Source organism: Streptomyces sp. NPDC040589 (assembly GCF_055594445.1).
Genome location: NZ_JBVIWP010000001.1, coordinates 1,378,105 through 1,404,442 on the forward strand (window position 1 = coordinate 1,378,105; position 26,338 = coordinate 1,404,442).

Here is a 26,338-nt window from a genome sequence, read left to right on the forward strand (position 1 = left end):
GCCCCTCCATGAGGCCACCTCAGGCGCAATCGTCACCGGCCACGCCCTCCTACGGCCTACGCCGGACCGTCCAGGTCGTCCGCGCGGGGCATTCACCACCCCAGACACCGAGCAAACGTATTGCGATCGTGCAAACTTGGTGAAGACCTGGTCGCGATAGCGGCTACCTGATGCGGCGAACCTTCACTGGCTCTGCCTATCGGGAAGACCGCGCCGATAGACGGACCCCCGCAATACCGCCCTCACGCACAGGAATCCCCCACCCGCACCGAGAAGTTCGCGCTGGCGAATCGCGGAACCCAGCAGATACCGTCGACATAGCTGGCAGACCATTCTCGCGTCTCGGGGGAGTCACTTGAAGCGCCGCCTTCCGCTGTGCACGCTGCCGTGTCCACCTCGCGTAGTCCGTGACGGCCCACACCCCGGCCCCCACGGCACCCACGGTCGCGACGCCGGCCTCATCACCCAGGACGTCACGGCCGCCGGCCGCTGATCCGGCACAGGCGCGGCCCGCCCCTCCGCAGGCCGCCACAAACTCACAGAGACTGAAATTCAAGATGAGCGATCTGCGTCTCGAAGACACCATATTCGAGCACTTGAAGAAGACCTTCTCCTCCATCAGCGACCGCATGGAAGACGCCCGCCGCGACCTGCGAGGCGCGGACTCCTCAGCCGTCGGCGAGAGCCAACTCGTCGAGGACGTGCAGGACTTCGCCGACGACTGGGGCTATGGCATCAAGCAGCTCGGCAAGCACACCCACGGCGCGGTGAAGATGATCAACAAGATCGGCGAGACGTTCGACGGCCTTGACCTGGAGCTGGCTCAGTCACTCAAGGCCAAGAAGAAGGGCAAGTAGCGTGGCTGGTCAGCGCACCGTCCCGCCCAACATCGGCTGGGACCCCACCCCCGGAAGCGTGGAAGACACCCGGGAACTCGCCAAACGGCTGGGCAAGCTTGCAGGCGAACTGGGAACCGCGGTACGCGAGTTGGAGCGCATCGAGTGCGGCGCCTGGAAGGGCAAGACCGCCATCGCCTTCACCGAGTACATCGGCCAGGACGTCACGCCGCTGATCCGCAAGAGCCACGAGTCCTTCGACAAGGCATCGCGCGCACTGCACCGCTGGTCCAACGAGCTCCAGGACTTCCAGGACGAGACGGACCGCCTGGAAAAGAAGGCCGGGGAGAAGCTCGACGCCAAGGCCGAGGCCAAGGAGGGCACCGACGAGTACGGCAAGGCCTCCGGCGACGTCACCGGCCTCATCCAGAAGGTCCACGAGCTCGAGGACCGCTACAAGCAGGCCGCCGCGAAGATCAGCAAGGAGCTGGACAAGGCCGCGGACATCGCCCCCGACGAGCCGGGCTTCTGGGAAAAGCTGGGTACGGGCATCGCGGACGCCTGGGACGCCACCGGCGACTGGCTCAAGGAGCACGCCGACCTGATCAAGGCGATCGGCGACGTGCTCGGCGACATCACCGCCGTGCTGGGCATGCTGGCCATCGTCACGCTCCCCTTCCCGCCCCTCGCGGCCATCTTCGGCACCGCCGCGCTCATCGGCGCAGGCCTCACCCTGGCAACCCATGGTGTGGCCAAAGCGGCCGGCGCAGACGTGAGTTGGGCTCAGATCGGCCTCGACGCAGTAGGGCTGCTGCCCGGCATCGGAATGTTCGGCAAGGGAATCAAGGTGGTCGGCGCGGGCAAGGCCGCCTTGACGGCGGAGAGGCTCGGCAAGGGCTTCAGTGCCACCAAAATCGGCAGTTCGCGAGTTCTGATGTCCTTCGGCAAGGAGTCCGCGGACATTGTCGGAGGATTCGGCAAGGCCGGCTTGGTGAAGATCGGCGGCATGTCCGACGAGGTCTTCGAGGTCGCACATGGCGGCAGCGGCCTGATGTCTCGCATGGGAGGCCTCTCCTACGCGGGCTACCATCAAGGTCAGCTGATCGGCTCCAAGGGAGCCAACCTGATTCCGGGGGTGAACATCAACCCGTTCGGCGCAGGCGGAATAGCCCTCGACGCCGGCCTCAAGATCGCTCCTAAGGTATACGGCCACGTAGCGGGCGACTGACCTGAGATGTCTTCATCGCATCCCAGGTGACCGGGAAAGGAATTGTGAGGATATGAGCGTTTGGTGGCCTGAACCGGGTGAGACCCTCATCGCCCGTGCTCCGCTGACTTTCGCCACGGGCGCAGCCACGCAAGTCAAGGGAATGCGATGGTTTCGCGACACCGAGCGCCGCGACATCCAGAACGAACTCGAGGGCTGGCCCAAAGCCCCCGCTTATACACCCCGCTCCGCAGGCAGTACCGTCGGCCGAAACACCGTGAAAGGCGCGGCCATGGCCGTAGGTGTCGCTGTGATGGGCCTCCTGTCGTCCCAGGCGGGCAGCGTGGGCCCTGGCCGTTCGGGCAAGGGCGCGGACACTTCTCTCGACAGGGCCGACGAGGTAGAGGATTTCCCCGTCATGTGGGCTGCCCCGGGCACCGTCGCCCGCACCCTGCCCTGGCAGTTGGACCCCGCCCGCTCCTCCCAGGACCAGTACCGCACGCACGCCGTCATCACCGACCGACGTCTCGTGATCGTCGGCTTCCCCTACGTCAGGGGGGACGAGAAGCGCATCACTGATGAGCTTCTCTGGGAAACCCCGCGGTCCAGCATCGAAAGGGTCGAACTGCGGGACTTCAAGATCGGCAATGATGCGAAGATCGCATTCACTGACGGTTCATGGATCAGAGTGAGCAGCATCAAACGGGAGAGGCTCACTCGGTACCTGATCGAACCTCCCGAATTCATCCCCCTGACATCCCTCACACCGGCACAGCGAACCACAGCCGAGAAGTTCGCCGCGGCCCAGGCGTCAGATGCCCGAACGCCGCTGGTCAAGCGGAACCCGTGCGGCTGCTTTCGTATCGAAGTCCTGGCTCCAAGCACCGTTCACGCTTCCTTCGGTCACTCCGGGCTGAACACGGTGATGGATGCGAACGGAACCGAACTTCCCCTGACGGAATATCACCAAGAAGACTTCCTGACCTGAGCCTGGCTCCGCACTCACCTGGAACGGCGCACTACACCACATGATCCCCGCAGCTGACTCCACGAACGCCCAGCACGTCAGTGCTGCTGACGGGAACGTTCCACCCCTCTGGTTCCTCGCCCCCGAGGGCTTCTTCGCCCTGCCCCTGGCCGCCACCCCGGAGGAACGCAGCGAGCGAGCCCTCTCCTTCGTACGAGAGCTGTACTCCCGCGGCGACGAGGACATATGGGAGCCTGCTGCCCCCTACTACGCGGCCATAGCCGAACTCATGGGGGATACCGGCGTCTCCTACGCGGCGATGGGATTGTTCTCCACAGTGGAGGAGAGCGACGCCCCAGAGGGGCAGGTGATCAGGCACGAGCCTGCCGAGGGCATCGCCCAATGCGCGCTCACCGTCGCCATCGCACCCACGGACCAGGCCGGCACCGACACGGACGTCGTCGCCCAGGGCATCCTCGCTACTCTCTCCAGCGACCCGTTCAACAACGCGATCTGGCTCGACCTGCCGTGCGGCCCTGCGGTGTCCTGCATCACCCTGCGCGAGTACGACCTCGGCCCCGAAGTGTCCGCCAGCGGCGAGGCGACGAAGCTCCTCACGGGTCAGATCCAGGTTCATGTGCCCTTCCCTACAGGGCCGTGCACAGCGGTCTTCACGCTCTACACAGCCTCGATGGACCACTGGTCTGAGATCTACCGTCTGATGTCGGCCGTCCTGGAGACGGTTTCCTTCGTCGACCCTGTGGAGGCACTGGATGAGGAGCCCACGGAGGACCTGCCCGGAACGGCATGACTCTCGGGCTCTCCCCCGCTGCGGTCGCGAAACCCAGAACACGACCGACTGTCCCCCGGATGCGGCGACCGGGCGACCCGCAGGGCCGCCCGGCTACGAATACGCATCAGCTACCATCACGTCTGCCGCATAACCATACGAAAAGATGTTCCACTTTCACGAGGGAAGGCCCAGAGGGCTGCTGCCCCTGAGGAGCAGGGAGGCGTTTGCGGTGACTGTGCCGGTGGGCTGAGCCCAACGGGAGTGCGTTGTCCACGATGTGCAAACGGAGGGATCCATGGGGGAGCACGACCGCCTAGTAGTCGACTACCAGCTTCTGGAGTCTTCGAAGACAAATCTGCGGGATATCAACAAAGCCCTCAATGGCATTGATAAGCACCGCGCCGACATCCATGACATTTGGGGCCATCGGAGTATCGCCGATAAGATGGACCAATTCGTCAGCAACTGGGACAACTATCGGCGTGAACTCCTCGAAAACGTCAAGGACTTGAGCAAGCAAGTAGAGACCGCGCTCACGAGCTTCGAGAAGCTGGACATCGACCTCAAGAAAGCGAACGAGAAGAAGCGCGGCCAGAAAGGGGGAAATTGACCGATGGGTACGGGTAAGGGAAGACGCCGACCGGTCGACTGGCATCCGCTGGTGGAGAAGGACCCGATCCCCGGTGATCCGGAGGACATCCGTGACGAGGTCCGCAGAATGAAGGATCTTGCCTCGACCCTCCGCGACCAGGCTAGCATCCTGCGTAAGGCCGCCGATGGCGACGCGCTGCAGGGTAAGTACGCCGACAAGATTCGCGAAAAGTCCGGCGACCTCGAAAAACGCTTCCGCGAGACAGCGGGCCGCTACGAACGCGTGGTCGGCGACCTCGGTAAATGGGCCAACGACCTGGAGGGTTTCCAGGAGCGGGCGGACGGCGTCCTCCGAGCCGCGAAGAAGGCCGACGAGGAACACGCCGCCGAGGTGAAGAAGAAGGAAGCCGAGGCCAAGAAGGACGGCAAGGACGGCGACAAAAAGGCTTCGGAGGAGTCCGATCCCAACAGCCACTTGGCGCCTTACCACAAGCAGCTCAACCAGGTCATCTCAGAGCGCGACTCCCGCGCCCAGCACTACGCCGAGAACATTGACAAAGACATTTCGGACATCATCAAAGACAGTGAATGGGAGGACTTCAAGGACTGGGTGCACGAGCATGCCGATACGATCAAAACTGTCGTTGAAATCCTGAGTTGGGCAGCGACCATTATCGGGGTTATTGCCCTCCTTTTCACGCCGGTCGGATGGGTGGCGACCCTTATCACGGTGACCACCCTCAGTCTTACAGCGCTCGTCGGTGTCGGGCACACGCTCTTGGCCCTCTCCGGCGACGGGAGCTGGACGGACGTCGCCATGGACGTCTTCGCGCTGGCGACGCTGGGATTCGGCAGCATCGCGATGAAGGGCGTGAAGGCCGCAGCGACGACGCTGAAAAACGCCAGTAGGGCGGGACGGTTCCAGCGGTACGCGAATCTGCGCAAGCTGCTAAACAAGAACATCATGCGATACGGCACCGACTCGGCCCGCGGCGCGAAAGCAGTGCGCGCGAAGGATGCGCTGCGGCAGATCGGGGCCAAGGAAACACGGCCCGGGACGAACCGACTGGACCGCCTGCTGAGCGGCGAAGGGGAGGTCGCTAGCGCATCCAAGTTCGCCAAGGCGATGCGGGCCGAATTCAGTGGTAATGCCGGCGTGCGGGAGGCGGCCGACGCAACCGACAAGGCCGTGAGAAATTTCCGCTTGAACTATGGAGCAGCCACCTTCGTAGACCTCGGAGACAAGGCCGGGGAAAAGCTTGGCGGGGACGCGTACGGAGACGCCAAGGATGTTCTGACGCGCGAAGTCGGGAGTCGCTGGTGAAAAATTGCACGTAAGGTTCGACCTGCGATAATAAGGCACAGCAAGATTCGAAGCTGACTTTTCTGGAGTGGGAGATAGTGGCAACAGTCCCGGCGAAAAGCCCGGAAGAATCCCGGGCCATGAAATTCCTTGCCGCGTTTACTTTGGCACCGATCCTCTGTTTCGCCTTCCAAGACCTCGGAAGCGAGTACGGGGGGATGGACTGGCTCACCAAAGGTTACGCAGCTTGGCCGATGATGACTGCACCTGTTTTGATGCTGCTCCTGTTCATCAAGAATCGAGAGCTGATCCGCGACCCGCGGAGGGGTGCCAATTTCTCCCAAACAATCAAGATCGTTTCCTGCCTGTTCTTGATCCCGAACGTATTCGCGGCCATCGGCTACAGCTGGCTGGCCGTGATTTCGGTGCTCTCCTCCCTGACGATCCTGGTGGCCGACCGACAGCTCAAGAAGCAGGCCCGCGCATGAGCATGTCCGATCTAGAGCAACAGCCGCCCCCCGTCGAGGTGACCGCTCCCCGCGGCTACGAGCTCATCCTGCCACCCGGCTGGGTCCGCATTCCCCTGCGCGAGGGCACTAAGGAAGCACTAGAGAAGATCCTCTTCTCACACATGGGGCAAGTCCCGGAGGGCATTCCCCGGGACGAGGCGATGCGCTTCCGGCTGGACATGCGTCGCCAGTTGGAGAAGCAGGCCCGTGCAGCCAAGAGAAACGGCGGACTTGACCTCTATCTTCCAGCGCTCCCGCGCGGCGGAATCTTCCTCATGGCCTCGTTCATCGTTGCGGAGATGCCGATCGGACAGGGCCATGCGGTTCCTCCACAAGCAGTGATCGATCAATTGGCCAACGAGGACGTCCGCGGCGGAACGGCGACAAAGGTTGACGTGGCAGGGGCACCCGCGCTCCGCCGCGCCTACCGCTCCACCCCCGACGAGAAAAAGCTGAGTTCCGCCCCTGAAGCCGTACAGCAAACTGCCCTGCCGACGCGGCGGGTCGAGTATGTGCTCCCCGTGGCGGACGATCCCGGTCGCTGGATCAGCATCAACTTCTCCACACCGGGTAACGGCGATGTCGACAGTGAGTTCACCGGCGTGCTGGTCGAGTTGTTCGACGCGGTGGTCGGCACGTTCAGATGGAGTTATGAGTGAGCTGGCTCAACGTTAAGCACGCCATGGATCTGTCCGCTTGGATCCGCATTCCGCTCATGTGGCCGGAACCGGGCCTTGAGAACGTCAAGGAGGCACAAACACCGGAGGCGTGGGCACACTACTTCGCCGAGGGTCTCTGGGAGGATTTCGCTTCAGAGAAGCCAGAACCAGGCGAAGTCGACCTGCTGGCCAACATTCTGTTGATGTACGCCATCAGGGCCCCGGCAGCCTTTCCGGACTTCGAGGTCTTCCTCCATCTCCCGCACCCGCGAGAGATCCCGCTTCCTGCGTATGTCGACCTGGTAGAGATCGAGGAGGGCGAAGACCGGAAAACGGCACTGCGTGAGCTGACCCACGCCGATGCGAGCTACGCCGTCGAGCCCCCCATCGTCGATGACTTCGACTCTCCGCATCTTGGAACCGGCTTGCGGGTTCTGCGCTACTACCAGGACTTGGACAGCAACGAAGTGCACGTCGGCCTCCGATACGCCTGGCGCTACGAGAAGGGCACGGAAGCCGCGGACGTCCTGATCATCCTGGCCGATCCCGACGCCGGCAGGATCCTCCGGGCTCTCGACGACATCGACGAATTCGCCCGCACCATCCGGATTAGCCCGGATGAGGAAGCGGATACCTGGGTTTCCTCGTGATCCAGGTGTCTTGATGCGTGTTGGAGGGCGCGAATGGCCTGCACACAGGGTCTTGCGACGGTGAGGACGTGGGTGATGCGCCGCACGGTAGAGGTGCCAGAGTGAACTAGGCCTCGCCACCAAGGTGGGGCGCAGCACAGAGGCAGTGCGCGCGACCTCAACTCGGAGGAAGTCCGTTCGAATCAGACCGCCCCGCCCTCCTAACGCCCACGCGCCGCCCGGCTCTTCCCCTTGCCCTTCTTCCGAAGCTTCCGCAGCCGTTCCCGCTCCCGCGCCGCTCGCGCCTCGCCCCTCGCGCCGCCCCAGCGGTAGAGGAACCATCCCACCGCGCCGGCGCTGACGACGTATGCCAGGAATGCGCTGCCCGTTCCTGGCAGGTAGGAACAACTCGTTTCATACGAGCGGCAGTTCTTGCCGGGGAACGCGCCGAGGAGGTAGAAGAACGGACCGAATGCCACCGCGCAGCATGCTGCCGTGCCAGCGGCCCGCAGTACACGGGTCAGCCGTGTACCAGACGGCGATGCGGCCGAGCCCCTCAGTGCGCCGAACACCCCCAGGACAGAGATCAGCCCGAGGGCTCCCCCCACTGTCCAGGAGCCACCTGGCAGACTCACCAATGCGGGTACGGTCTCGCGTGCGAAGCGCTTCCAGAGGCCCATGACCAGGAGGAGCACGGCCATGGCGGCGACCAGGAAGAGAATCACCCCGGCAAGGCCGAAGCCGTCCCGCGCCCGGAATCGATTCCCGGTGTTTCTTTCTCTTTCTCCGGCCTGTTTCCCCATTCCGGTCCTTCCTCGCGCAGCCCTCGTCACCTGGAAGATGCAGACATGCCACGTAGGAGCACGCAGCACCTGAAGGCGAGCCACCTCGGCATCCACCCCGAAGCCGGCGCCTGGTGCTTCATCGACAAGATCCCTCAACCCCCCGCGGACGTACTGCAGGCCGCGGGCACCCCCCGGATCCGCCCTGCCGTGATGCCCCCGCTGGGCATGATCGGCGTGGTGCTCGGTGCGCCGTTCGTGCCCCTCATCATGCTGTTGAGCCTTCTGGCCGAGGCGGAAGAAGCCGTGAAGCGAGCCCTCGACACGAAGGAAGAAAAGGAGCAGCGGCGCGCCAAGAAGGAGGAGGGCAGGCGCCGAGACACCACCATCGCCCGACAAGGTCTCGACAAGGTCTTCGACGGAGACTGGCACGGTAACGCCGGGCAGTTCCTGCTGCGTTGGTACAGCCACTCCACCCACCCCCAGCGCATGCTGCTGGCTACCCGGGAGGAAATCGTCCTGGCGGCTCCGCCGCGGCGCGTCAGCGTGGGGCGGGAAAAGCGCATGCAGATCGTCGCCCGCGTTCCCGCCTCCGAGGCAACCCTCGTCGACCCGTTCTCCGGCGAGTTCGAGACGAGGATGCTGCTCATACGTTTCCGTGACGGATCCTGGCTGCGCGTCGACACAGAAGAACTCCGCAGCGACCTTCACATGCACCTACTCCGGCAGCCGCTCCCCGAGAGCTGACGGGCCTCCGCCGACCGAGCGCATGCCCGGTGCGTTCAGCTTTCGCTGCCGCACCGGGCCAGGCGTCGTATGCCTACTTGCGAGCCTGCTTCGCCAGCTCGTCATCGATCTGCTCGAACTTGTCCGCAGCCATGGTCAGGTAGTCGCCCATGCCGTCCAGACCGTCCAGCGTGGTCTTCGCGCCGTTCACGAACTCCTCGAAGTTCTCGTCGAACGCCTTGGACGAGCTCTTCGTGACGTAGCCGCCCTGTACGAGGTTGTTGATGTACTTCTTGAGGCCCTCGAGCTTCTCGTGGAGCTTTTCCTTCTCCTTCACGACATGCTTGGCAGCATCCCGCATGTCCTGATAAGTGACATCAAGGTCCTTGGCCATGAAGCCGCTCCCTCTCACAACGCCGCAGGGCCAACCCCCGTGGCTCCCTGTTTGCGGACTCATCGGCCCACAGGCCGAGTTACTGATCGCACGTGGCAACCGGTGTGATCGTCCGCTCTTGCGGTTGCAGCTTACGGGTGTGACCAGTGGTGCCACATCCCCGGCTTGTGAACGAGACGTCATGAAGTCGTGCACGACGTTGCCAAAGGGAACATCTCGGCGCCTCCCCGTTGCCTCACTGTCGTACCGAACGGATATCGTCCCTTACGACTGTGGCCCGCGTGACTGAAGCGAACAGACAGCGGACGCAGCGACATGGACCACCGCGGCCACACCGGCCCAGTGGCACGGGGAGGACTAGTCGTGCGCCTGACTCTGACCGTCGTCGACCCGTACGGCGGTGGTACCGCCGACGTCGTGCTCGATGCCGATCCTGAGTCCACCGTGGGGGACATCGCCCAGGAGCTGGCCAAGCAGGTCGGGCTCAGCGGGGCTCAGGTCATCCCGCTCGGGCAGCATCGGCATGCGCCGGTCAACAACGCGCCCCTCGTGTATGTGGACGGATACCCCGTCGATCCCAGCGCCACCGTCGTCGGGTCGCCCCTGCGCGAGGGTGCCGTCGTCAGCCTTCAGGACCCGTCCGGATGTCTGCCGGGTGAGCCCACCGGGCTCGTCGAGCTGCGCGTCGTCGGCGGGCCGGCCGCCGGGTTCGTGCACCGGCTCGGGGTCGGGCGCTACGACATCGGCAGCGGGGCCGCCTCGTACATCCGTATCGACGATCCCGAGGTCGACGCCCGGGCTCTCACCCTCTCCGTCTCCACCGACGGCACCTGCCAGGTCGCCGTGCACATGGACAAGGAGCACGTCACGCTCGACGGCACCTCCCTCGCCGAGAGCGAGAAGGAGGAGCCCAGCGACAAGAAGAGCGAAAAAAAGAAGCAAAAGCAGAAAGAGAAGCAGAAGGAGAAGGGCGACAGCGGCGAGAAGAAGAAGGGCGGGCCCGGCGAGTGGCCCCTCGGGGGACAGATCGCGCTCGGGAACACCCTGCTCGAACTCACCCGGTACACACCCCCGAACGCCGCCCTCAAGTGGTCGGACGACGGCGTCGGCCTCGACTACAACCGGCCCCCGCGGCTGCGCCCGCCCGAGCGGCAGACCAACTTCCGGCTGCCGTCGCCGCCCCGTGAGTACGAGGCCCGGCCGCTGCCCTGGCTGATGGCGTTCACGCCGCTCGTGGGCGCCCTCGTCTCCGTGATGATCTTCCAGCGCTGGTACTACCTGATCATGGCGCTGCTGAGCCCGGTCCTGCTCTTCGCGAACTACCACAACGACAAGAAGCACGGGCGTAAGTCCCACGCCAAACAGGTCGAGGAGTACGAGGAGCAGAAGGAGCGGATCGAGAAGGACGCGCAGGACGCCCTGGTCGCCGAACGGAACGATCGGCGACATGCCATTCCCGACCCCGCCACGATCCTCGCCCTCGGAACCGGGCCGCGGACCCGCCTGTGGGAGCGGCGTCGGACCGATCGCGATCACCTTCTCGTCCGTTTCGGGACCGGGCAGCTGCCCTCCGCCGTCGTGCTCGACGACCCCGAGCAGGACGACCACCGCCGCCAGGTGACCTGGAAGATCGAGGACGCCCCGGTCGCGCTGCACCTGCGCACCCTCGGGGTGATCGGCATGGCCGGGCCCGGGGACTCAGCCCGTGCTCTCGGGCGTTGGGCGGTCGCGCAGACCGCTGCGCTGCACAGCCCGATGGACGTGCAGTTCTACGTGCTGAGCGAGAACGCGGCGCAGGAGTCCTGGGACTGGACGCGGTGGCTGCCGCACTCCCGGCCGTCCGGCGGGCAGGACGTCAACGCGCTCATCGGCACCGACGCCGAGACCGTCGGTGCCCGGATCGGCGAGTTGACGCAGATCCTCGACGCGCGCAAGAAGGCCGCCGAGCAGAACAAGTCGCAGGCCGGTTCGAGCTTCAGTGATCCCGACATCGTGGTGGTGTGGGACGGGTCCCGGCGCCTGCGCTCGCTCCCCGGCGTCGTGCGGTTGCTGCGCGAGGGGCCCGCCGTGTCCATGTTCGCCATCTGCCTGGACACGGAGGAGCGGTTCCTGCCGGGTGAGTGCCAGGCGTACGTCGTCGCCGAGCCGAAGGCGCGGGAGCACGAGCCCGCCCAGCAGGTCCAGCAGCAGTCCCAGCAGCAGGCCGCCGGTGGTTTCCCCTCCTTCCAGGCCTGGCACAACACCGCACAGCAGCCCGAACAGACCAACCGCACCGAGCAGTTGAGGCTGCGCGTCGAGGAGGCCGGTGCGGAGCGGCTGAAGGACGTACGGCCCGACTTCGTCTCCGCGGCCTGGTGTCTGCGGCTGGCCCGGTCGCTGTCGGCGCTGCGGGACATCAGCGGTGAGACCGAGGACTCGGCGCTGCCGGGTTCGAGCCGGCTGCTGGACGTGCTGCAGTTGGAGCCGCCGACGAGTGACGCGATCACGGCGCGGTGGCGGATGGGCGGGCAGTCGACGCTGGCCGTCATCGGTGAGTCGTACGACGGGGCGTTCGGGATCGACATCCGCAAGGACGGTCCGCACGGTCTCATCGCCGGTACGACGGGTTCCGGTAAGTCGGAGTTGCTGCAGACCATCGTGGCGGCGCTGGCCGTGGCGAACACACCCGAGAACATGACCTTCGTGCTGGTCGACTACAAGGGTGGCGCGGCCTTCAAGGACTGTGTGCATCTGCCGCACACCGTCGGTATGGTGACCGACCTCGACGCCCACCTGGTGGAGCGGGCCCTGGAGTCGCTGGGTGCGGAGCTGCACCGGCGCGAGCACATCCTGGCTTCGGCCGACACCAAGGACATCGAGGACTACCAGGACCTGGTGCGCCGGGATCCGTCGCACCAGCCGGTGCCCCGGCTGCTCATCGTCATCGACGAGTTCGCGTCCATGGTGCGTGACCTGCCCGACTTCGTGACCGGGCTTGTGAACATCGCCCAGCGAGGCCGTTCGCTCGGTATCCATCTGCTGCTGGCCACCCAGCGGCCGAGCGGTGTCGTGTCGCCCGAGATCCGCGCCAACACCAACCTCCGTATCGCGCTGCGCGTGACGGACGGCGGTGAGTCGTCGGACGTCATCGACTCGCCCGAGGCCGGGCACATCTCCAAGAACACCCCGGGCCGCGCCTACGCCCGGCTCGGTCACGCCTCTCTGGTCCCCTTCCAGTCCGGGCGCGTGGGTGGCCGTCGGCCCGGTGCGGCCGACCCGGCCGTGCTCATGCCCTGGGTGGGCCCGCTGACCTGGGAGGACCTGGGCCGGGCGGCGCTGGTCAAGCCCAAGGCGGAGGCCCGTGAGGAAGAGGAGATCACCGACCTGAAGGTCCTCGTCGACACGATCCGCGAAGCCAACAGCTCGCTCGGCATCCCGCCGCAGCACAGCCCGTGGCTGCCCGCGCTCGACGAGACGCTGCTGCTGGACGACGTCGAGCTCCCCGCGTTCGCGGGCGGCCCGGGCAAGCTGCCGCCGGCCCCGTACGGCATCGAGGACCTGCCCGCCAGCCAGGCCCGGCGCCCGGTCGCCGTGGACTTCTCCTCCTTCGGCCATCTGATGATCGGCGGTGCCCCGCGCAGCGGCCGTTCCCAGGTGCTGCGCACCCTCGCGGGCTCGATCGCCCGTACGCACTCGATCGCCGACGTGCACCTCTACGGCATCGACTGCGGCAACGGCGCGCTCAACGCCCTGACGCGGCTGCCGCACTGCGGCGCGGTCGTCGGCCGTAACCAGACCGAGCGGGTCGTACGGCTCGTCAACCGGCTCAAGGGCGAGATGGGCCGCCGCCAGGATCTGCTGGCGGACAAGGGCTTCGCGGACATCGGTGAGCAGCGGTCCTCGGTCGCCGACGACGAGCGGCTGCCGCACATCGTCGTGCTGCTGGACCGCTGGGAGGGCTGGGTGCCCACGCTCGGCGAGATCGACCACGGCTCGCTCACGGACGAGCTGCAGACGATGATGCGCGAGGGCGCGAGCGTCGGCATCCACCTGGTCCTGACCGGTGACCGGACCCTGCTGGTCGGCCGTATCGCGACCCTCACCGAGGACAAGTACGGCCTGCGGCTGGCCGACCGCAGCGACTTCTCCTCGCTCGGCATTCCGGCCCGCAAGGTGCCCGAGGAGATCCCGCCGGGGCGTGCCTTCCGCAACGAGTTCGGTACGGAGACGCAGTTCGCGCTGCTCGCCGAGGACACGACCGGTCAGGGGCAGGCGGCCGCGCTGGCGGCGATCGGCGAGGCGGCCGCGGCCCGCGACGCCGACGTGCCGCGCTCGCGCCGCCCGTTCCGTGTGGACAGCCTGCCCAGCCGTATCTCCTTCCCGGAGGCCTGGGAGATGCGCGACCCGGACGCGTCCCGCTCGCGCCTGTGGGGCCTGGTCGGTATCGGCGGCGACGAGATCGTCGGCTTCGGCCCGGACCTGGCGGAGGGGGTGCCGGCGTTCGTCGTCGCGGGTCCGGCCAAGTCGGGCCGTTCGACGGTGCTGTGGAACTTCGCGCAGTCCTTCCTGGCGCAGGGCACGCGCCTGGTGATCGCGGCCCCGCGCCAGTCTCCTCTCCGCCAACTCGACGGCGCGGAAGGCGTACTGAAGGTCTTCACCGGCGACGACATCGACGAGGACGAGTTCGAGGAGCTCATCGACCAGGCGTCGCTGGAGGAGCCGATCGCGGTTCTCATCGACGACGGCGAGATCCTGGAGGACTGCGACGCCGAGAGCCAGATGAAGAAGCTGGTCTCCCGCGGCGCCGAACGCGGCCTCGCCATGGTCATCGCCGGTGACGAGGAGGACGTGTGCAGCGGCTTCTCCGGCTGGCAGGTCGACGCGAAGAAGGCCCGCCGCGGCATCCTGCTCTCCCCGCAGGAGTCCTCCAGCGGTGACCTCGTCGGCGTACGCCTGAACCGCAGCATGGTCGGCGGCCAGGTCGCCCCGGGCAAGGGCATGCTGCACCTCGGGGACGGGGAGCTGCGGACCGTCGTCATCCCGGGGTAAGGCGTTGAACGGGGGGTCGGCGAAGCCGAGGCGGAGAAAGGCGGCGGGGTCGGCGCTGCGGTACCAGCATCGGCCCGGCCGGCCGAACGCCGGCCAGCCGGAGAAGCGGGGCTGGGGCTGTCTCTGGGCCTGCGTGGTGCTCCCCGGCTTCGTCGTCCTGCTGATGCCGCTGGTCTTCTTCGACATGTACTGGGGCCATGGGCTCTGGGGCGATGTCGCTCCCGCATGGCCCGGTGGTGGGTACGCCTTCGCCGCCACGGTCGGGGCCCTGGTGCCCCTGGTTCTCCTGGCCTGGGCGGCGCCGCTGACCCGGATGAGCTGGCAGAAGAGCAAGGCGCGCTCGCTGGCCTGGGTGGCCGCGTCCCTGCCCGGGCTGGCCGCGGGGTACCTGGTCGTCGGGGTGATCTTCACGACCGTACGGCCCAAGCGGCGCCGCGACTGGGACTCCGACTGCTACGGCGAGGGCGGGCCCTGCTGGGTGCATGTGCACTACCCGTGGCTGTGGGCCGTCGGCCTGGTCGCCACCCTCGCTGCGGCCGCGCTGCTGATCACCTTGCTGGTCAGGCTCGGCCGCGGGGCAGCCCCTACCGCACCTTCGACATCCGTGCCTGAGGCCGGCCCGACTCCTCGCTCTCCGACCGGTACTGGAGATCGTCGCCCACCGGGCTGAGACGGACGGTCGTGGCGGCCGGGTTGCAGCCGCTGTGGTTGGTCTTCGCGCCCACGGACGTCGCGACGAGCTCCTTCTTCGTCACCTGCTTCAGGGTCAGTACGTCGATACAGACGCCGCCGATCTGGTCGGTCTGGCGGAGTCGGCCCAGCTCCTGGCCGACGGCGGCCCGTTCGACCGTGATCCGGAACGTGCCGAGGGGCAGCTTGCCGTCCAGGGCGGTGCCCTGGCCCTCCCAGGTGCCGAGGTAGGCGGCGGGCACGGCGCCGGGGGCGCTGCTGCTCGCCGACGGTGCGGAGTGGTCGGCGCCCGGGGCGGACCCGTCCCTGTCGTCCTGGGCCTTGTGGCCGCCCGGCAGCAGGTCGAACACGAACACCGACCCGATCGTCACGGCCGCCATCGCCCCGGCGACGGCCAGGGCGACCGAGCAGCTCAGCCTCCGCACCCGCCCGCCGCCCTCCGGCGTGGACGTCGCGGCCACGGAGACGGTGACCTTGCCGGGGCGGCGCCCGGTGGACGACGGGGCCGTGTCCTGCGGTCCGGCGTCACGGGGTGCGGGTACGGCGGCGAAGGGCGGCGCCCCGGCAGGCGTGGGCATGACCGGCGGCGGCCCGAACACCCCGGGCTCGGCAGCCCCCGCAGCCCCCGCAGCCCCGGCAGCCTCCACAGCCCCGGCAGTCCCAACCGCCCCAATCGACTCAGCCGACTCAGCCGGCTCCCCTGTCTCCCTCGCCCCCACAGAAGGACTACTGAACCCCACCGGCCCCGAAGGCCCTCCCCCCGGCCCCGCCGCCTCCAGGTTCAGCAGCTGCACGGCGCTCCGGCTCACCTGCTCCACCAGGGCCCCGGGCAGCCACCCACCCGTCACCAGCCGAGCCGCTCCCTCGGGAGCCAGCCGTCGGGCCAGCTCCGCCGGGGCGGGTCGTGCGCCCGGGTCCTTCGTCAGGCAGGCGGCCGTGAGGGACCGCAGCTCCCCGTCGAGCAGGCCGAGTTCCGGCTCCTCGTGGACGACCTTGTAGAGCAGGGCCGCCGAGGAGTCGCCGGGGAAGGGCGGTTGGCCGGTGGCGGCGTATGCCAGGACCGCGCCCAGGGAGAAGACGTCCGCCGCGCCGGTGACGCCCTTGCCCAGGATCTGCTCGGGCGACATGTAGCCGGGCGAGCCGATCGAGACGCCCGTGGAGGTCAGGGACGCCGTGCCGTCCGTGGCCCGGGCGATCCCGAAGTCGATCAGCAGGGGGCCGTCGAGCGTGAGCAGGACGTTCGACGGCTTCACGTCCCGGTGCACCAGGCCCAGCTCGTGCACCGCCGCCAGCGCCTCGGCGAGTCCCGCTCCCAGGACGCGTACGGTGTGGGCCGGCAAGGGGCCGAAGTCCGCCACCGCGGCGGACAGCGACGGGCCCGCCGCGTACGCCGTCGCCACCCACGGCACCCGCGCCTGCGGGTCCGCGTCCAGGACCGGCGCCGTCCACGCACCGCCCACCCGGCGCGCGGCCTCGACCTCGCGCCGGAAGCGCGCCCGGAACTCCTCGTCCAGCGCGAAGTGCGGGTGCACGATCTTCACGGCGACCGTACGGCCTCCGGCGCTGCGGCCCAGATAGACCCGGCCCATCCCGCCGGAGCCCAGCCGGCCGAGCAGCCGGTAGGGCCCCACGACCGTGGGTTCGTCGACTTCGAGCGGCCGCATGGCGTCACCCCTCCCCCGTAGGCGTCCGGAAGCCCGGGTGGGCCCCCGTCCGCCTGCACTCCCAGCAGAGTAGTGCGCGAGGAGCGCCCGCTCACGGCTGCAGCAGGTCCACCTTCACGTCCGCCGGGAACCCGGTCGTCGGGCCGACGCGCCGGGCGAACTCGGCGACCGCCTCCAGCTGCGGGCCGCCGAAGCGGAAGTCGAGCGTCGTGAAGTACTGGGCGAGGGTCTCCTCGTCGAAGTCCTCCCAGCGGGCGGCCTGCTCGGCGACCTTGCCGACCTCCTCCAGGGAGAGGTTGCGGGATTCGAGGAAGGCCTCGTGCACCCTGCGCGTGAGGACCGGCTCACGCTCCAGGTAGTCGCGGCGCGCCGCCCAGACCGCGAAGACGAACGGCAGGCCCGTCCACTCCTTCCACAGGGCGCCCAGGTCGTGCACGTCCAGGCCGAAGCGCGGCCCGTCGAGCATGTTCGCGCGCAGCGCCGCGTCGCCGATGAGGACGGCCGCGTCGGCCTCCTGCATCATCAGGCTGAGGTCGGGCGGGCACGTGTAGTAGTCCGGCCGTACGCCGAAGCGCTCGCCGAGGAGCAGCTGGGCGAGGCGGACGGAGGTGCGGGAGGTCGAGCCGAGGGCGACGCGGGCGCCGTCCAGCCGGTCCAGGGGGACCTGCGAGACGATCACGCACGACATCACCGGGCCGTCGCAGCCGACGGCGATGTCGGGGAAGGCGACCAGTTGGTCCGCGTGCTTGAGGAACTCGACCAGGGTGATCGGTGCGATGTCGAGTTCGCCCTGCACCAGCTTCTCGCTGAGCTTCTCCGGGGTGTCCTTCGTCAGCTCGAAGTCGAGGAGCGTGCCCGTTCTGGCGAGCCCCCAGTACAGGGGCAGGCAGTTCAGGAACTGGATGTGGCCGACGCGCGGCCGGGTGCGAGGATTGTCCACATCGTGAGGCTAGCCCTCTCGGCCCAGTGGTCCGCGTCCGGCCCCGCCGTGGGTTCGTGATCGGCGGCAGAGGCCCTCTCCGCCAGTCGGCGGCGGGATGTTCAAACATTCGGGTGACGTGATCTTGACCCCTATTGCATTCCGGGGCCTGCGTGCTAGGCTCATCGCAAGTTGCAGTTTGGTTTCCCTTGCAGTACAGAGCCTGCGGAGCATGTGACCGCGGGCTCTCGTCATTCTCAGACGTATGCAGTTGTGCAGAATTCATCTTCACACTTGCTGGTTCTGGAGCAGGGCAACCCTTTTGGGCCCAAGGAGGGCTTATGGCTACCGGAACCGTGAAGTGGTTCAACGCCGAAAAGGGCTTTGGTTTCATCGCCCAGGAGGGCGGCGGCCCCGACGTCTTCGTCCACTACTCCGCGATCAACGCGAGCGGCTTCCGCTCCCTCGAGGAGAACCAGCAGGTGTCTTTCGACGTCACGCAGGGCCCGAAGGGTCCGCAGGCTGAGAACGTCACGCCGGTCTGATCAGTAGTACCCAAGGAGCCCCGCGCCGTCAGGCGTCGGGGCTCCTGCCTTTTCCCCTCCTCTTCCGGTTCTCCCGTTCCCGGAGAGGCCGATGAATTTCCGGCGAATTCTGCGGGGCGCTCCGCTGAGGTGGGGCCGACCCGGGGGTCCGGCCGGCTCGGGCACCTGCCGGGAGAAGATGTCCTGGTGCAGGGACATGAAGAGAACGGCAAGCAGGAAGAAAGCGGAACTCCCGGGCCCAACCATCTGGCGACCGGCGTGTCACTCGGCCTGTCACTCGGCACGGCCCTGGGGCTGGCCCTCGGCATGACCGTCTTCGACAACATCGGGCTGGGCCTGGCCCTGGGCCTGGGCCTGGGCACGGCGATCGGAGCGGCGGCGGGGGCCGGAGCCACGAGGGCAGCCGAGGGGCACGGGGACGGCCGGCCGGCCGAAGACGAGGGCCGCGAGCCGACCAGCTAGGCATCCCGGCCCGGGAGTGGGCAGGCCAGTGCCGGCCCGGGCCCGGGGGTGGTGAGCGGGCAGGCCAGGGCCACGGGGGCGACGTAGGCACGAGAAAGCCAAGGGCACGGGCAGACGGCCTGGGCGCCGGGGTACCCGAGGGCACCCGAAGCCAGGGGCGAGCAAGCGAGCGAGGGGCAGGGGGCCGAGCAGACGGCGAAGGCCACAGGGTCGAGCACTCAGGCCAGCGGTAGTGGGACGAGCCGCAGGGAACCAGGCGGCAGGCGAGCCGCACCACCCCCCGCAGACACGCCAAAGCCACCGGGACCGACAGACAAACAGCGGGCAGGCCGACCGGCCCCCGCAGTAGGGTCTCGGGCCATGACCGACGCCGACTTCGTGATCGAGACCCGTACCTTCTACGACACCGTGGCCGAGGACTACGCCGTCCACTTCCCTGGGATGCACGGGACCACGCCCCTGGACCGGGGGCTGCTGGCCGGTTTCGCGGAGCTGGTGGGGGAGGGGGGCGAGGTCGCCGATCTGGGGTGCGGGCCCGGGCGGGTGACGGCGTTTCTGGCGGAGCGAGGGCTTTCGGTCTTCGGTCTCGACCTGTCGGAGTCGATGCTCGCGATCGCCCGCCGCGAGAACCCCGCCCTGCGGTTCGAGCAGGGCTCGATCCTGGAGCTGGACCTGCCCGACAGCTCGCTCGACGGGGTCGTGTCCTGGTACTCGATCATCCACACCCCCCTGGACCACCTGCCCGGGGTCTTCGCCGGTTTCCACCGCGTGCTGCGGCCCGGCGGGCACCTGCTGCTCGGCTTCCAGGCCGGGGACGAGCCGCGCCGCTACGAGGAGGCCTTCGGACACCAGGTGGCCGTGGACTTCCGGCGGCGCCGGCCGGAGCAGATCATCCCCCTGCTCGAAGCCGCCGGATTCGCCCTGCGCTCACGGACCGTACGAGAGGCCGACGAGGAGCTCGGGGAGCCGACCGCCCAGGCGTGCCTCGTGGCCCGCAAGCCCCCGCGGCCCACCTCTTAGAGGTCCTCAGAGCACCCCCGCGACATCCCTCGCCGCGATGTACCCGAACGTCATCGCCGGGCCGATGGTCGAGCCCGCGCCCGCGTAGCTGTGGCCCATGACCGCCGCGCTCGCGTTGCCGGCGGCGTAGAGGCCCGGGATGACCGAGCCGTCCTCCCGCAGGACGCGGGCCCGGGCGTCCGTCAGCAGGCCGCCCTTCGTACCGAGGTCGCCGGGGACGATGCGGAAGGCGTGGTACGGGGGCAGCCACAGGGGGGCCAGGCAGGAGTTCGGGAGGACGGACGGGTCCGTGTAGTAGTGGTCGTAGGCGCTGTCGCCGCGGTGGAAGTCGGGGTCCTCGCCCCGCCGTGCCTGGGAGTTGAAGCGGTCGACGCTCGTGCGCAGGGCCGCCGCCGGGACGCCGATCGAGGCCGCGAGGGCGTCCAGGGACCAGGCCTTGTGGGCGGCGCCCGAGTCGTACCAGGCGTCGGGGAGGGGCAGGGCCGGCAGGACGTCCTTGAAGAGGTACCGGTTGCGGTAGTTCTGGTCGGTGATCAGCCAGGCCGGGATGGCCTCGCGTGCGTCGTACATGGTGTGGACGACGTCGCTGTAGGGGGCGGCCTCGTTGACGAAGCGCCGGCCGGACCCGTCGACCAGGAGGCCGCCGGGGAGGGTGCGTTCGGCGAGGCAGAAGTACGGCTGGCCCGGGACGGGGATCGCCGGGCCCCACCAGGCGTCGTCCATCAGGTCGAGGGCCGCCCCGAGCCGCTCCCCCGCCAGGATGCCGTCGCCGGTGTTCTCCTTGGCGCCGACGGTCCAGTCCGTGCCGATGGGCTGGCGCTGGAAGCGTGCGCGCATCGCCGCGTTGTGCTCGAAGCCGCCGGAGCCGACGATCACGCCCCGGCGGGCGCGGACCAGGCCGGGGCCGCCGTTCCGGGTGACGACCGCTCCCCTGACGGTGCCGCCCTCGACGTACAGGTCGGTGAGCGGCGTGTCGAGCCACACCGGCACCCCGGCCGACCGCAGTCCCGCACGCAGCCCGGCCGCCAGCGACTGGCCCATGGTGAGCGGCTTCTCGCCCCGCAGCGCCGCCGCCGTACCCCGGGCCAGGCACTGGGCCGCCACGGCCGCGCCCTTGGCGTTCACCGCGGCCAGGGTGACCCACTTGTAGTCGGCGCTGAAGACGACCATTCCGGCGGGCACGTCCATGTACGGCGGGTTCAGCCGGGCCAGCTCGGGGCCCAGGATCCGGCCGTCGAGCTGGTCGGGCTCGATGGAGCGGCCGTTCGGCAGGCCGCCGGGCAGCTCCGGGTAGTAGTCGCTGTAGCCCTCCATCCAGCGGAAGCGCAGGGGGCTGTGGGCCATGACGTAGGAGATCGTGGCCGGGCCGTGGGTGAGGAAGGCGCGCTGCCGGTCGACGGGGATGTCCGGTCCGACGACGGCGGCGAGGTAGGCGGCGGCCTTCGCGGGGGTGTCCGGGACGCCGGCCGCCAGGAGCACCGGGTTGTTGGGGATCCAGATCCCGGCGCCGGAGCGGGCGGCCGAGCCGCCGAAGGTCGGGGCCTTCTCCAGGACGACGCAGCTCAGCCCCTGCCCGGCGGCGGTCAGCGCGGCGGTCATGCCCGCCGCGCCGGAGCCGATGACGACGACGTCGTAGGTGCCGAGCGGGGGTAAGTCGGCTGCCTGGGCGCCCTGTTGCACTCCGGCGGCGACCGCGAGCCCCGCGCCCGCGGCACCGGCCAGCACTCGTCTTCGGGAAGGAGCCCGCGAAGGAGCCCGGGAGGGGGAACCAGCGGGTGGTGCGGAGTTCGTGTCAGTGGTCATGACGGCTCCAGCGCGACAGATGGGGGTGGGGAATGTCGCGCGGGCACCCCGCGAAGTCAAGGGCTACTCGAGGCCGATCGCCGCGCAGTCCGCCTTGTACTCCGAGGTGCAGATGTCCTTCACCGTGTAGACGCCGTCCGTGATCACGGTCTCCTTGATGTTGTCCTTGGTGAGGGCGACCACCGGCACCAGCATCGCCGGGACGTTCTTCGCCGTCGGACTGTCGACCGTCTCCCGGGTCAGCGCGGCGAACTCGATCGCCCGGCCCTGGACCTTGGCCACCGCGATCTTCGCGGCGTTGGTCGCCTCCAGCAGGAAGGACTTGTAGACGGTCATGTACTGCTCCCCCGACACGACCCGCTGCACCGCGTCCAGGTTGGCGTCCTGCCCCGTCACCGGCGGCATCTTGGTGGCGCCGGCCTCCTTCAGCGCCTCGATGACGGCGCCCGCCATGCCGTCGTTGGCCGAGTAGACGGCGGCGATGTTGTTCAGCCCGACGGTCCGGATCGCCTTCTCCATGTTCGCCTTGGCGATGGAGGGCTTCCACTCCTTGGTGTCGTACTGCTCGACGATGTCCACCTGGCCCTGGAGCTCGCTCAGCGCGCCGTCCTTGAACCGGGCCGTGTTCGGGTCGCCGGGGTCGCCGTTCATCATGACGACCTTGCTCTTCTCGGACTTCTCGCCGAGTTCGCCCATGATGGCGCGGCCCTGCACCTGCCCGACGAGTTCGTTGTCGTGGGAGACGTAGGCGTCGATCGGGCCCTCGGCGAGCCGGTCGTAGGCGATGACCGGGATGCCGGCGTCCTTGGCCTTTTGTACGTCCGTGGCGATCTTCTTGGAGTTCAGGGCGTCCACCAGGATGACGTCGACCTTGTCGTCGATCATCTTCTGGAACTGCGCACTCTGTCTGGACACGCTCGCCTCGGCGTTGGCGTAGCGGACCTTGCCCTTGTTCTCCGTGAGGGACGCGACCTCGTCCCTGATCAGGGGGTAGTCGAACTTCTCGAAGCGAGCCGTGTCCCGGTCGGGCAGCAGCAGGCCCACGGTGATGTCGTTGCCCTTCTGCACGGCGGTGTCGTCACTCCCGTCGTCGCCGCACGCGGTGAGGGACAGGGCCGATACGGAGACCGTCAGGGCTATGACGACAGGGCGCACAGCGGTCCGACGGGTGTTACGCGCTTTCACTGGTGGTGCCTTCCGTGGGGGGAGCATCGCGACGGGATTGCTCGAAAGCCAAAGGGGAGACGGCGTGCGGCGTCAAGAAAATCGTGTGAAGACATCGCAAAGGCCGCCTCACACCCGGCCGGCTCACCGGGCGTACAGCCCCTCGACCTCCTCGGTGAACGCGCGCAGTACCGCCTGGCGGCGGAGCTTCATCGAGGGGGTCAGATGGCCTGCCTCCTCGGTGAAGTCCTCGGGGAGGATGGCGAAGGCGCGGATGGATTCCGGGCGGGAGACCATCTTGTTGGCCTCGTCGATGGCGCGTTGGAGGACGGCGCGCAGATCCTCGTCGTCGACGAGGAGTTTGGCCGGTACGGGGTGTTTGCCGTTCATCTGGCGCCAGTGGGTGATGCCGTCCGGGTCGAGGGTGATCAGGGCCGAGACGAAGGGGCGGCCGTCGCCCAGGACGAGGCACTGGGAGATCAGCGGGTGGGACCGCAGCCAGTTCTCCAGCGGGGCCGGGGCGACGCTCTTGCCGCCCGCGGTGATGAGCAGTTCCTTCTTGCGTCCGGTGATCGTCAGATAGCCCTCGTCGTCCAGTTCGCCGAGGTCGCCGGTGGCGAGCCAGCCGTCGGGGGCGGCGGGGACGACACCGCCGGCCTGGGGGTCCCAGTAGCCGCGCAGCACGTGGTCGCCGGCGAGGAGGATCTCGCCGTCGGCGGCGATACGGACGCGGGTGCCGGGCAGCGGCCAGCCGACCGTGCCCAGGCGGGGCTTGAGGGGCGGGGTGACGGTCGAGGCGCCGGTGGTCTCCGTCAGGCCGTAGCCCTCGAAGATCTCGATGCCGGCTCCGGCGTAGAACGCGGCGAGGCGGCGGCCGAGCGGTGAGCCGCCGCAGATCGCGTAGCGGACCCGGCCGCCCATGGCGTTGCGGATACGGCGGAAGACCAGCGGGTCGTAGAAGGCCCGGGCGGTCCTCAGGGCGCGGGAGGGGCCCGGGCCGGTGCCGGTCTGCTGGGCCTCCATCGCCTCGCCGTAGCGCTGTGCCACGGACACCGCGCGGTCGAACGAGGTCACCCGGCCGCCTGCCTCGGCCTTGGCGCGGGCCGAGTTGAAGACCTTCTCCAGCATGTACGGGATGGCCAGCAGACAGGTCGGCCGGAAGCTCGCCAGGTCCGGCAGCAGGTGGTCCGCCTTGATGCTCGGCGCGTGGCCCAGCCGTACCCGGGCGCGGATGCAGGCGATCGCGACCATGCGGCCGAAGGCGTGGGACATGGGCAGGAACAGCAGGACCGAGGCCTCTTCGCTGGTCTTCGTCCTGAAGACGGGGTAGAGGAGCTCGATCGCGTTGTCGACCTCGGCGAAGAAGTTGCCGTGGGTGAGGGCGCAGCCCTTGGGGCGGCCCGTGGTGCCCGAGGTGTAGATGAGGGTGGCGAGCGTGTCGGGGCCCGACATGCCGCGCCGCACCTCCACCTCCTGGTCGGAGAGGTGCGCCCCGGCTTCCGCGAGCCGGTCCACGTGGCCCTTCTCGACGACCCACATGTGCTGGAGGTCCGGCAGGCGTTCGCGCTCCGGGCCGAGGGCGGCGGCCTGTCCGGCGGTCTCGGTGAACAGGGCGACCGCGCCCGAGTCCTGGAGGATCCAGCGCGCCTGGAAGACGGAGGACGTGGGGTAGACGGGGACGGTGACCAGGCCGGCCGACCAGGCCGCGAAGTCCAGGACCGTCCACTCGTAGATCGTGCGGGCCATCACGGCGACCCGGTCGCCCGGCATCAGGCCCTCGGCGATCAGTCCCTTCGCCACGGCGAGTACCTGGGCGGCGAACTCGGCGGCCGTGACGTCGCTCCAGCATCCCTCGGCGTCCTTGCGGCTGAGCGCCACGGCATCCGGCTCCGCGCTCGCGTTGTCGAACGGCAGGTCGGCGAGCGACCCGTGCGTCCACGGCGGCGCCAGCGGCGGTACGGCCGCCTCCCGCACCACCCCGTCCAGCCGCCGTGTCTCGGGCTCGACCAGGACCGGCCCTCCGTACACGTCGTCGCCGTAGGCGGAGGAGGGATACGCAGTGGACACGGGCGGCTCCTGGGGCGTGCAGCTGGAAACTGCTTGCTGCATGACGTACGTGCCTCGCACGCCGAGGCGCTCAACCGGCTGAACCCGCAGAAAGGGGTTACTGCCGGTAGGAACGGGATCGTACGGCCCTCACGTGGCGGGTTTGTGCGGGTTCGGGGATGGTCCGGAGTCGGGCCTGTGCAATCTCGGGGGTTACGTGAGGGACCTTCAGTTTTGGTGCTCTCTCCGCCTTCACGCCCGCTCCAGAATCGCCGTCACCCCCTGCCCGCCCGCCGCGCACACCGAGATGAGTCCGCGTGCGGGCGCGTCCCGTTCGGCGAGGAGCTTGGCCAGCGTGGCCACGATCCGGGCGCCGGTGGCGGCGAAGGGGTGCCCGGTCGCGAGGGACGAGCCGGCGACGTTCAGCCGGTCGCGGTCGACCGTGCCGAGCCCCCGCTTCTCCCAGGCGGCGAGCGTCGCCAGCACCTGGGAGGCGAACGCCTCGTGGATCTCGATCAGTTCGAAATCGGCCAGATTCAGCCCGGCCCGCTCCAGCATGCGCGGGACCGCGTACGCCGGTGCCATGAGCAGGCCGTCCTCGCCGCCCGCCACATCGCCGTCCACGAAGTCCACGGCGGCCGTCTCGTACACGGTCAGGTACGCCAGCGGTGTCAGGCCCCGCTCCCGGGCCCACTCCTCGCTCGCCAGCAGGACGGTGGCGGCCCCGTCCGTCAGCGGGGTCGAGTTCCCGGCGGTCATGGTCGGGTCGGGGTGACCTAGGCCGAACACCGGCTTCAGGGAGGCGAGTTTCTCCGCGGTCGAGCCGGGGCGCAGGTTCTGGTCGCGGGCGAGCCCCCGGAAGGGGATCACCAGGTCTTGGAAGAAGCCGCGTTCGTACGCCGCCGCCAGCCGTCGGTGGCTCGCCGCGGCCAGTTCGTCCTGGGCCTCGCGGCCGATGCCCCAGGACCGGGCGGTGACGGCGGCGTGTTCGCCCATGGACAGGCCGGTGCGCGGCTCGGCGTTGCGCGGGATGTCGGGGACGAGGTGGGACGGGCGCACCTTCGCCAGGGCCTTCAGGCGGGCCCCCGCCGACTTCGCGCGCCGGGTCTCCAGCAGGATGCGGCGCAGGGTGTCGTTGACGCCGAGGGGCGCGTCGCTGGCCGTGTCGGCGCCGCCCGCGACCGCCGACTCCGTCTGGCCGAGGGCGATCTTGTTGGCGGCGGCGATGACGGCCTGGAGTCCGGTGCCGCAGGCCTGCTGGATGTCGTAGGCCGGGGTGCGCGGGTGCAGCGTCGAGCCGAGGACCGTCTCGCGGGCGAGGTTGAAGTCGCGGCTGTGCTTGAGGACCGCGCCGGCGACGAACTCGCCCACCGCGCCGGACTCCTGGAGTCCGTACCGCTCGACGAGGCCGTCGAGGGCGGCGGTGAGCATCTGCTGGTTGGAGGCGGTGGCGTAGGGGCCGTCGGAGCGGGCGAACGGGATGCGCGCTCCGCCGATGACCGCCACGCGCCGTACCGACGGCGCCGTCCGCTGAGGGCTCATCTCGACCTGCTCCTCGCCTGTGACGTAGCATTACCTCCGGTAACCTTACTCCAGAGTAA

At 68.6% G+C, this 26,338-nt stretch carries 23 protein-coding genes; 15 read left to right on the plus strand and 8 right to left on the minus strand.

Features of this window, described 5'->3' with window-relative positions; translation table 11 throughout:
- The first annotated feature begins 557 nt into the window (after nucleotides 1–557).
- The 9 genes from ACZ58V_RS06360 to ACZ58V_RS06400 all read left to right on the plus strand — a co-directional run bounded on the left by ACZ58V_RS06360 (nucleotide 558) and on the right by ACZ58V_RS06400 (nucleotide 7,515).
- A complete protein-coding gene (locus tag ACZ58V_RS06360) occupies nucleotides 558–857 on the plus strand; it encodes a hypothetical protein (protein WP_471288597.1) in 300 nt (99 codons plus the stop codon).
- A gap of 1 nt (nucleotide 858) precedes the next feature.
- Nucleotides 859–2,064, plus strand: coding sequence for an enoyl-CoA hydratase/isomerase family protein (locus tag ACZ58V_RS06365; protein ID WP_471288599.1), 1,206 nt, complete (start codon nucleotides 859–861; stop codon nucleotides 2,062–2,064).
- A 52-nt stretch (nucleotides 2,065–2,116) separates the two neighbouring features.
- Entirely contained in the window at nucleotides 2,117–3,031 is a 915-nt protein-coding gene (locus ACZ58V_RS06370) for a hypothetical protein (protein ID WP_471288601.1), read from the plus strand.
- A 40-nt stretch (nucleotides 3,032–3,071) separates the two neighbouring features.
- A complete protein-coding gene (locus ACZ58V_RS06375) occupies nucleotides 3,072–3,821 on the plus strand; it encodes a hypothetical protein (protein ID WP_471288603.1) in 750 nt (249 codons plus the stop codon).
- 277 nt (nucleotides 3,822–4,098) lie between these two features.
- Entirely contained in the window at nucleotides 4,099–4,413 is a 315-nt protein-coding gene (locus ACZ58V_RS06380; RefSeq protein ID WP_471288604.1) for a hypothetical protein, read from the plus strand.
- 51 nt (nucleotides 4,414–4,464) lie between these two features.
- Nucleotides 4,465–5,718: a putative T7SS-secreted protein gene (locus ACZ58V_RS06385; protein WP_471288606.1), complete on the plus strand. Its 1,254-nt coding sequence runs from the start codon at nucleotides 4,465–4,467 to the stop codon at nucleotides 5,716–5,718.
- A gap of 119 nt (nucleotides 5,719–5,837) precedes the next feature.
- Entirely contained in the window at nucleotides 5,838–6,185 is a 348-nt protein-coding gene (locus ACZ58V_RS06390) for a hypothetical protein (RefSeq protein WP_471288607.1), read from the plus strand.
- Complete coding sequence (locus ACZ58V_RS06395; RefSeq protein ID WP_471288608.1) at nucleotides 6,182–6,865, plus strand: hypothetical protein; 684 nt, start codon at nucleotides 6,182–6,184, stop codon at nucleotides 6,863–6,865. The genes ACZ58V_RS06390 and ACZ58V_RS06395 overlap by 4 nt, the downstream gene beginning before the upstream one ends.
- On the plus strand, nucleotides 6,862–7,515 hold the full coding sequence (locus ACZ58V_RS06400; protein ID WP_471288609.1) for a hypothetical protein: 654 nt from the start codon (nucleotides 6,862–6,864) through the stop codon (nucleotides 7,513–7,515). The genes ACZ58V_RS06395 and ACZ58V_RS06400 overlap by 4 nt, the downstream gene beginning before the upstream one ends.
- Nucleotides 7,516–7,715: 200 nt before the next feature.
- On the opposite strand, the gene ACZ58V_RS06405 is transcribed toward ACZ58V_RS06400, so the two are convergent.
- A complete protein-coding gene (locus ACZ58V_RS06405) occupies nucleotides 7,716–8,297 on the minus strand; it encodes a hypothetical protein (protein ID WP_471288610.1) in 582 nt (193 codons plus the stop codon).
- A gap of 45 nt (nucleotides 8,298–8,342) precedes the next feature.
- Between ACZ58V_RS06405 and ACZ58V_RS06410 the strand changes: the two genes are divergently transcribed.
- Nucleotides 8,343–9,023: a hypothetical protein gene (locus ACZ58V_RS06410; RefSeq protein ID WP_471288612.1), complete on the plus strand. Its 681-nt coding sequence runs from the start codon at nucleotides 8,343–8,345 to the stop codon at nucleotides 9,021–9,023.
- A gap of 73 nt (nucleotides 9,024–9,096) precedes the next feature.
- On the opposite strand, the gene ACZ58V_RS06415 is transcribed toward ACZ58V_RS06410, so the two are convergent.
- Complete coding sequence (locus ACZ58V_RS06415; protein ID WP_471288613.1) at nucleotides 9,097–9,396, minus strand: WXG100 family type VII secretion target; 300 nt, start codon at nucleotides 9,394–9,396, stop codon at nucleotides 9,097–9,099.
- Between the two features lie 363 nt (nucleotides 9,397–9,759).
- Between ACZ58V_RS06415 and ACZ58V_RS06420 the strand changes: the two genes are divergently transcribed.
- A complete protein-coding gene (locus ACZ58V_RS06420) occupies nucleotides 9,760–14,424 on the plus strand; it encodes an FtsK/SpoIIIE domain-containing protein (RefSeq protein WP_471288614.1) in 4,665 nt (1,554 codons plus the stop codon).
- Between the two features lie 133 nt (nucleotides 14,425–14,557).
- A complete protein-coding gene (locus ACZ58V_RS06425) occupies nucleotides 14,558–15,094 on the plus strand; it encodes a hypothetical protein (RefSeq protein WP_471288616.1) in 537 nt (178 codons plus the stop codon).
- Here the strand turns inward: ACZ58V_RS06425 and ACZ58V_RS06430 are convergent.
- Nucleotides 15,009–16,778, minus strand: coding sequence for a serine/threonine-protein kinase (locus tag ACZ58V_RS06430; protein WP_471288617.1), 1,770 nt, complete (start codon nucleotides 16,776–16,778; stop codon nucleotides 15,009–15,011). The two genes, ACZ58V_RS06425 and ACZ58V_RS06430, sit on opposite strands and share 86 nt — an antisense overlap.
- A gap of 91 nt (nucleotides 16,779–16,869) precedes the next feature.
- Entirely contained in the window at nucleotides 16,870–17,718 is an 849-nt protein-coding gene (locus tag ACZ58V_RS06435; RefSeq protein WP_471288618.1) for a menaquinone biosynthetic enzyme MqnA/MqnD family protein, read from the minus strand.
- Between the two features lie 320 nt (nucleotides 17,719–18,038).
- On the opposite strand from ACZ58V_RS06435, the gene ACZ58V_RS06440 reads away from it, so the two are divergent.
- The 3 genes from ACZ58V_RS06440 to ACZ58V_RS06450 all read left to right on the plus strand — a co-directional run bounded on the left by ACZ58V_RS06440 (nucleotide 18,039) and on the right by ACZ58V_RS06450 (nucleotide 19,724).
- Nucleotides 18,039–18,242 carry a cold-shock protein gene (locus ACZ58V_RS06440; protein WP_003992177.1) on the plus strand — a complete coding sequence of 68 codons (204 nt, stop codon included), beginning with the start codon at nucleotides 18,039–18,041 and terminating at the stop codon, nucleotides 18,240–18,242.
- Between the two features lie 186 nt (nucleotides 18,243–18,428).
- Nucleotides 18,429–18,704, plus strand: a complete 276-nt coding sequence (locus ACZ58V_RS06445) for a hypothetical protein (RefSeq protein WP_471288619.1) — start codon at nucleotides 18,429–18,431, stop codon at nucleotides 18,702–18,704.
- 360 nt (nucleotides 18,705–19,064) lie between these two features.
- The gene (locus tag ACZ58V_RS06450; RefSeq protein WP_468186505.1) at nucleotides 19,065–19,724 is read left to right on the plus strand and encodes a class I SAM-dependent methyltransferase; all 660 of its coding nucleotides are present in this window, start codon (nucleotides 19,065–19,067) and stop codon (nucleotides 19,722–19,724) included.
- Between the two features lie 6 nt (nucleotides 19,725–19,730).
- Here ACZ58V_RS06450 and kstD read toward each other — a convergent pair whose 3' ends face one another.
- The 4 genes from kstD to ACZ58V_RS06470 form a co-directional block, all read right to left on the minus strand.
- The gene (gene kstD / locus ACZ58V_RS06455) at nucleotides 19,731–21,527 is read right to left on the minus strand and encodes a 3-oxosteroid 1-dehydrogenase (RefSeq protein WP_471288620.1); all 1,797 of its coding nucleotides are present in this window, start codon (nucleotides 21,525–21,527) and stop codon (nucleotides 19,731–19,733) included.
- A 63-nt stretch (nucleotides 21,528–21,590) separates the two neighbouring features.
- Nucleotides 21,591–22,682, minus strand: coding sequence for a sugar ABC transporter substrate-binding protein (locus tag ACZ58V_RS06460; protein WP_468186498.1), 1,092 nt, complete (start codon nucleotides 22,680–22,682; stop codon nucleotides 21,591–21,593).
- A 153-nt stretch (nucleotides 22,683–22,835) separates the two neighbouring features.
- The gene (locus ACZ58V_RS06465; RefSeq protein ID WP_471288622.1) at nucleotides 22,836–24,758 is read right to left on the minus strand and encodes an AMP-dependent synthetase/ligase; all 1,923 of its coding nucleotides are present in this window, start codon (nucleotides 24,756–24,758) and stop codon (nucleotides 22,836–22,838) included.
- A gap of 231 nt (nucleotides 24,759–24,989) precedes the next feature.
- Complete coding sequence (locus ACZ58V_RS06470) at nucleotides 24,990–26,279, minus strand: acetyl-CoA C-acetyltransferase (RefSeq protein ID WP_468186492.1); 1,290 nt, start codon at nucleotides 26,277–26,279, stop codon at nucleotides 24,990–24,992.
- Nucleotides 26,280–26,338 lie beyond the last annotated feature (59 nt).

Bases quoted from the DNA above. Each gene is read 5' to 3' on its own strand.
- ACZ58V_RS06395 (WP_471288608.1), top strand. From the start codon at position 6,182: ATGAGCATGTCCGATCTAGAGCAACAGCCGCCCCCCGTCGAGGTGACC.
- ACZ58V_RS06410 (WP_471288612.1), top strand. From the start codon at position 8,343: ATGCCACGTAGGAGCACGCAGCACCTGAAGGCGAGCCACCTCGGCATC.
- ACZ58V_RS06450 (WP_468186505.1), top strand. From the start codon at position 19,065: ATGACCGACGCCGACTTCGTGATCGAGACCCGTACCTTCTACGACACC.
- ACZ58V_RS06360 (WP_471288597.1), top strand. From the start codon at position 558: ATGAGCGATCTGCGTCTCGAAGACACCATATTCGAGCACTTGAAGAAG.
- ACZ58V_RS06390 (WP_471288607.1), top strand. From the start codon at position 5,838: ATGAAATTCCTTGCCGCGTTTACTTTGGCACCGATCCTCTGTTTCGCC.
- ACZ58V_RS06380 (WP_471288604.1), top strand. From the start codon at position 4,099: ATGGGGGAGCACGACCGCCTAGTAGTCGACTACCAGCTTCTGGAGTCT.
- ACZ58V_RS06440 (WP_003992177.1), top strand. From the start codon at position 18,039: ATGGCTACCGGAACCGTGAAGTGGTTCAACGCCGAAAAGGGCTTTGGT.
- ACZ58V_RS06470 (WP_468186492.1), bottom strand. From the start codon at position 26,279: ATGAGCCCTCAGCGGACGGCGCCGTCGGTACGGCGCGTGGCGGTCATC.
- ACZ58V_RS06375 (WP_471288603.1), top strand. From the start codon at position 3,072: ATGATCCCCGCAGCTGACTCCACGAACGCCCAGCACGTCAGTGCTGCT.
- ACZ58V_RS06370 (WP_471288601.1), top strand. From the start codon at position 2,117: ATGAGCGTTTGGTGGCCTGAACCGGGTGAGACCCTCATCGCCCGTGCT.
- ACZ58V_RS06405 (WP_471288610.1), bottom strand. From the start codon at position 8,297: ATGGGGAAACAGGCCGGAGAAAGAGAAAGAAACACCGGGAATCGATTC.
- ACZ58V_RS06415 (WP_471288613.1), bottom strand. From the start codon at position 9,396: ATGGCCAAGGACCTTGATGTCACTTATCAGGACATGCGGGATGCTGCC.
- kstD (WP_471288620.1), bottom strand. From the start codon at position 21,527: ATGACCACTGACACGAACTCCGCACCACCCGCTGGTTCCCCCTCCCGG.
- ACZ58V_RS06430 (WP_471288617.1), bottom strand. From the start codon at position 16,778: ATGCGGCCGCTCGAAGTCGACGAACCCACGGTCGTGGGGCCCTACCGG.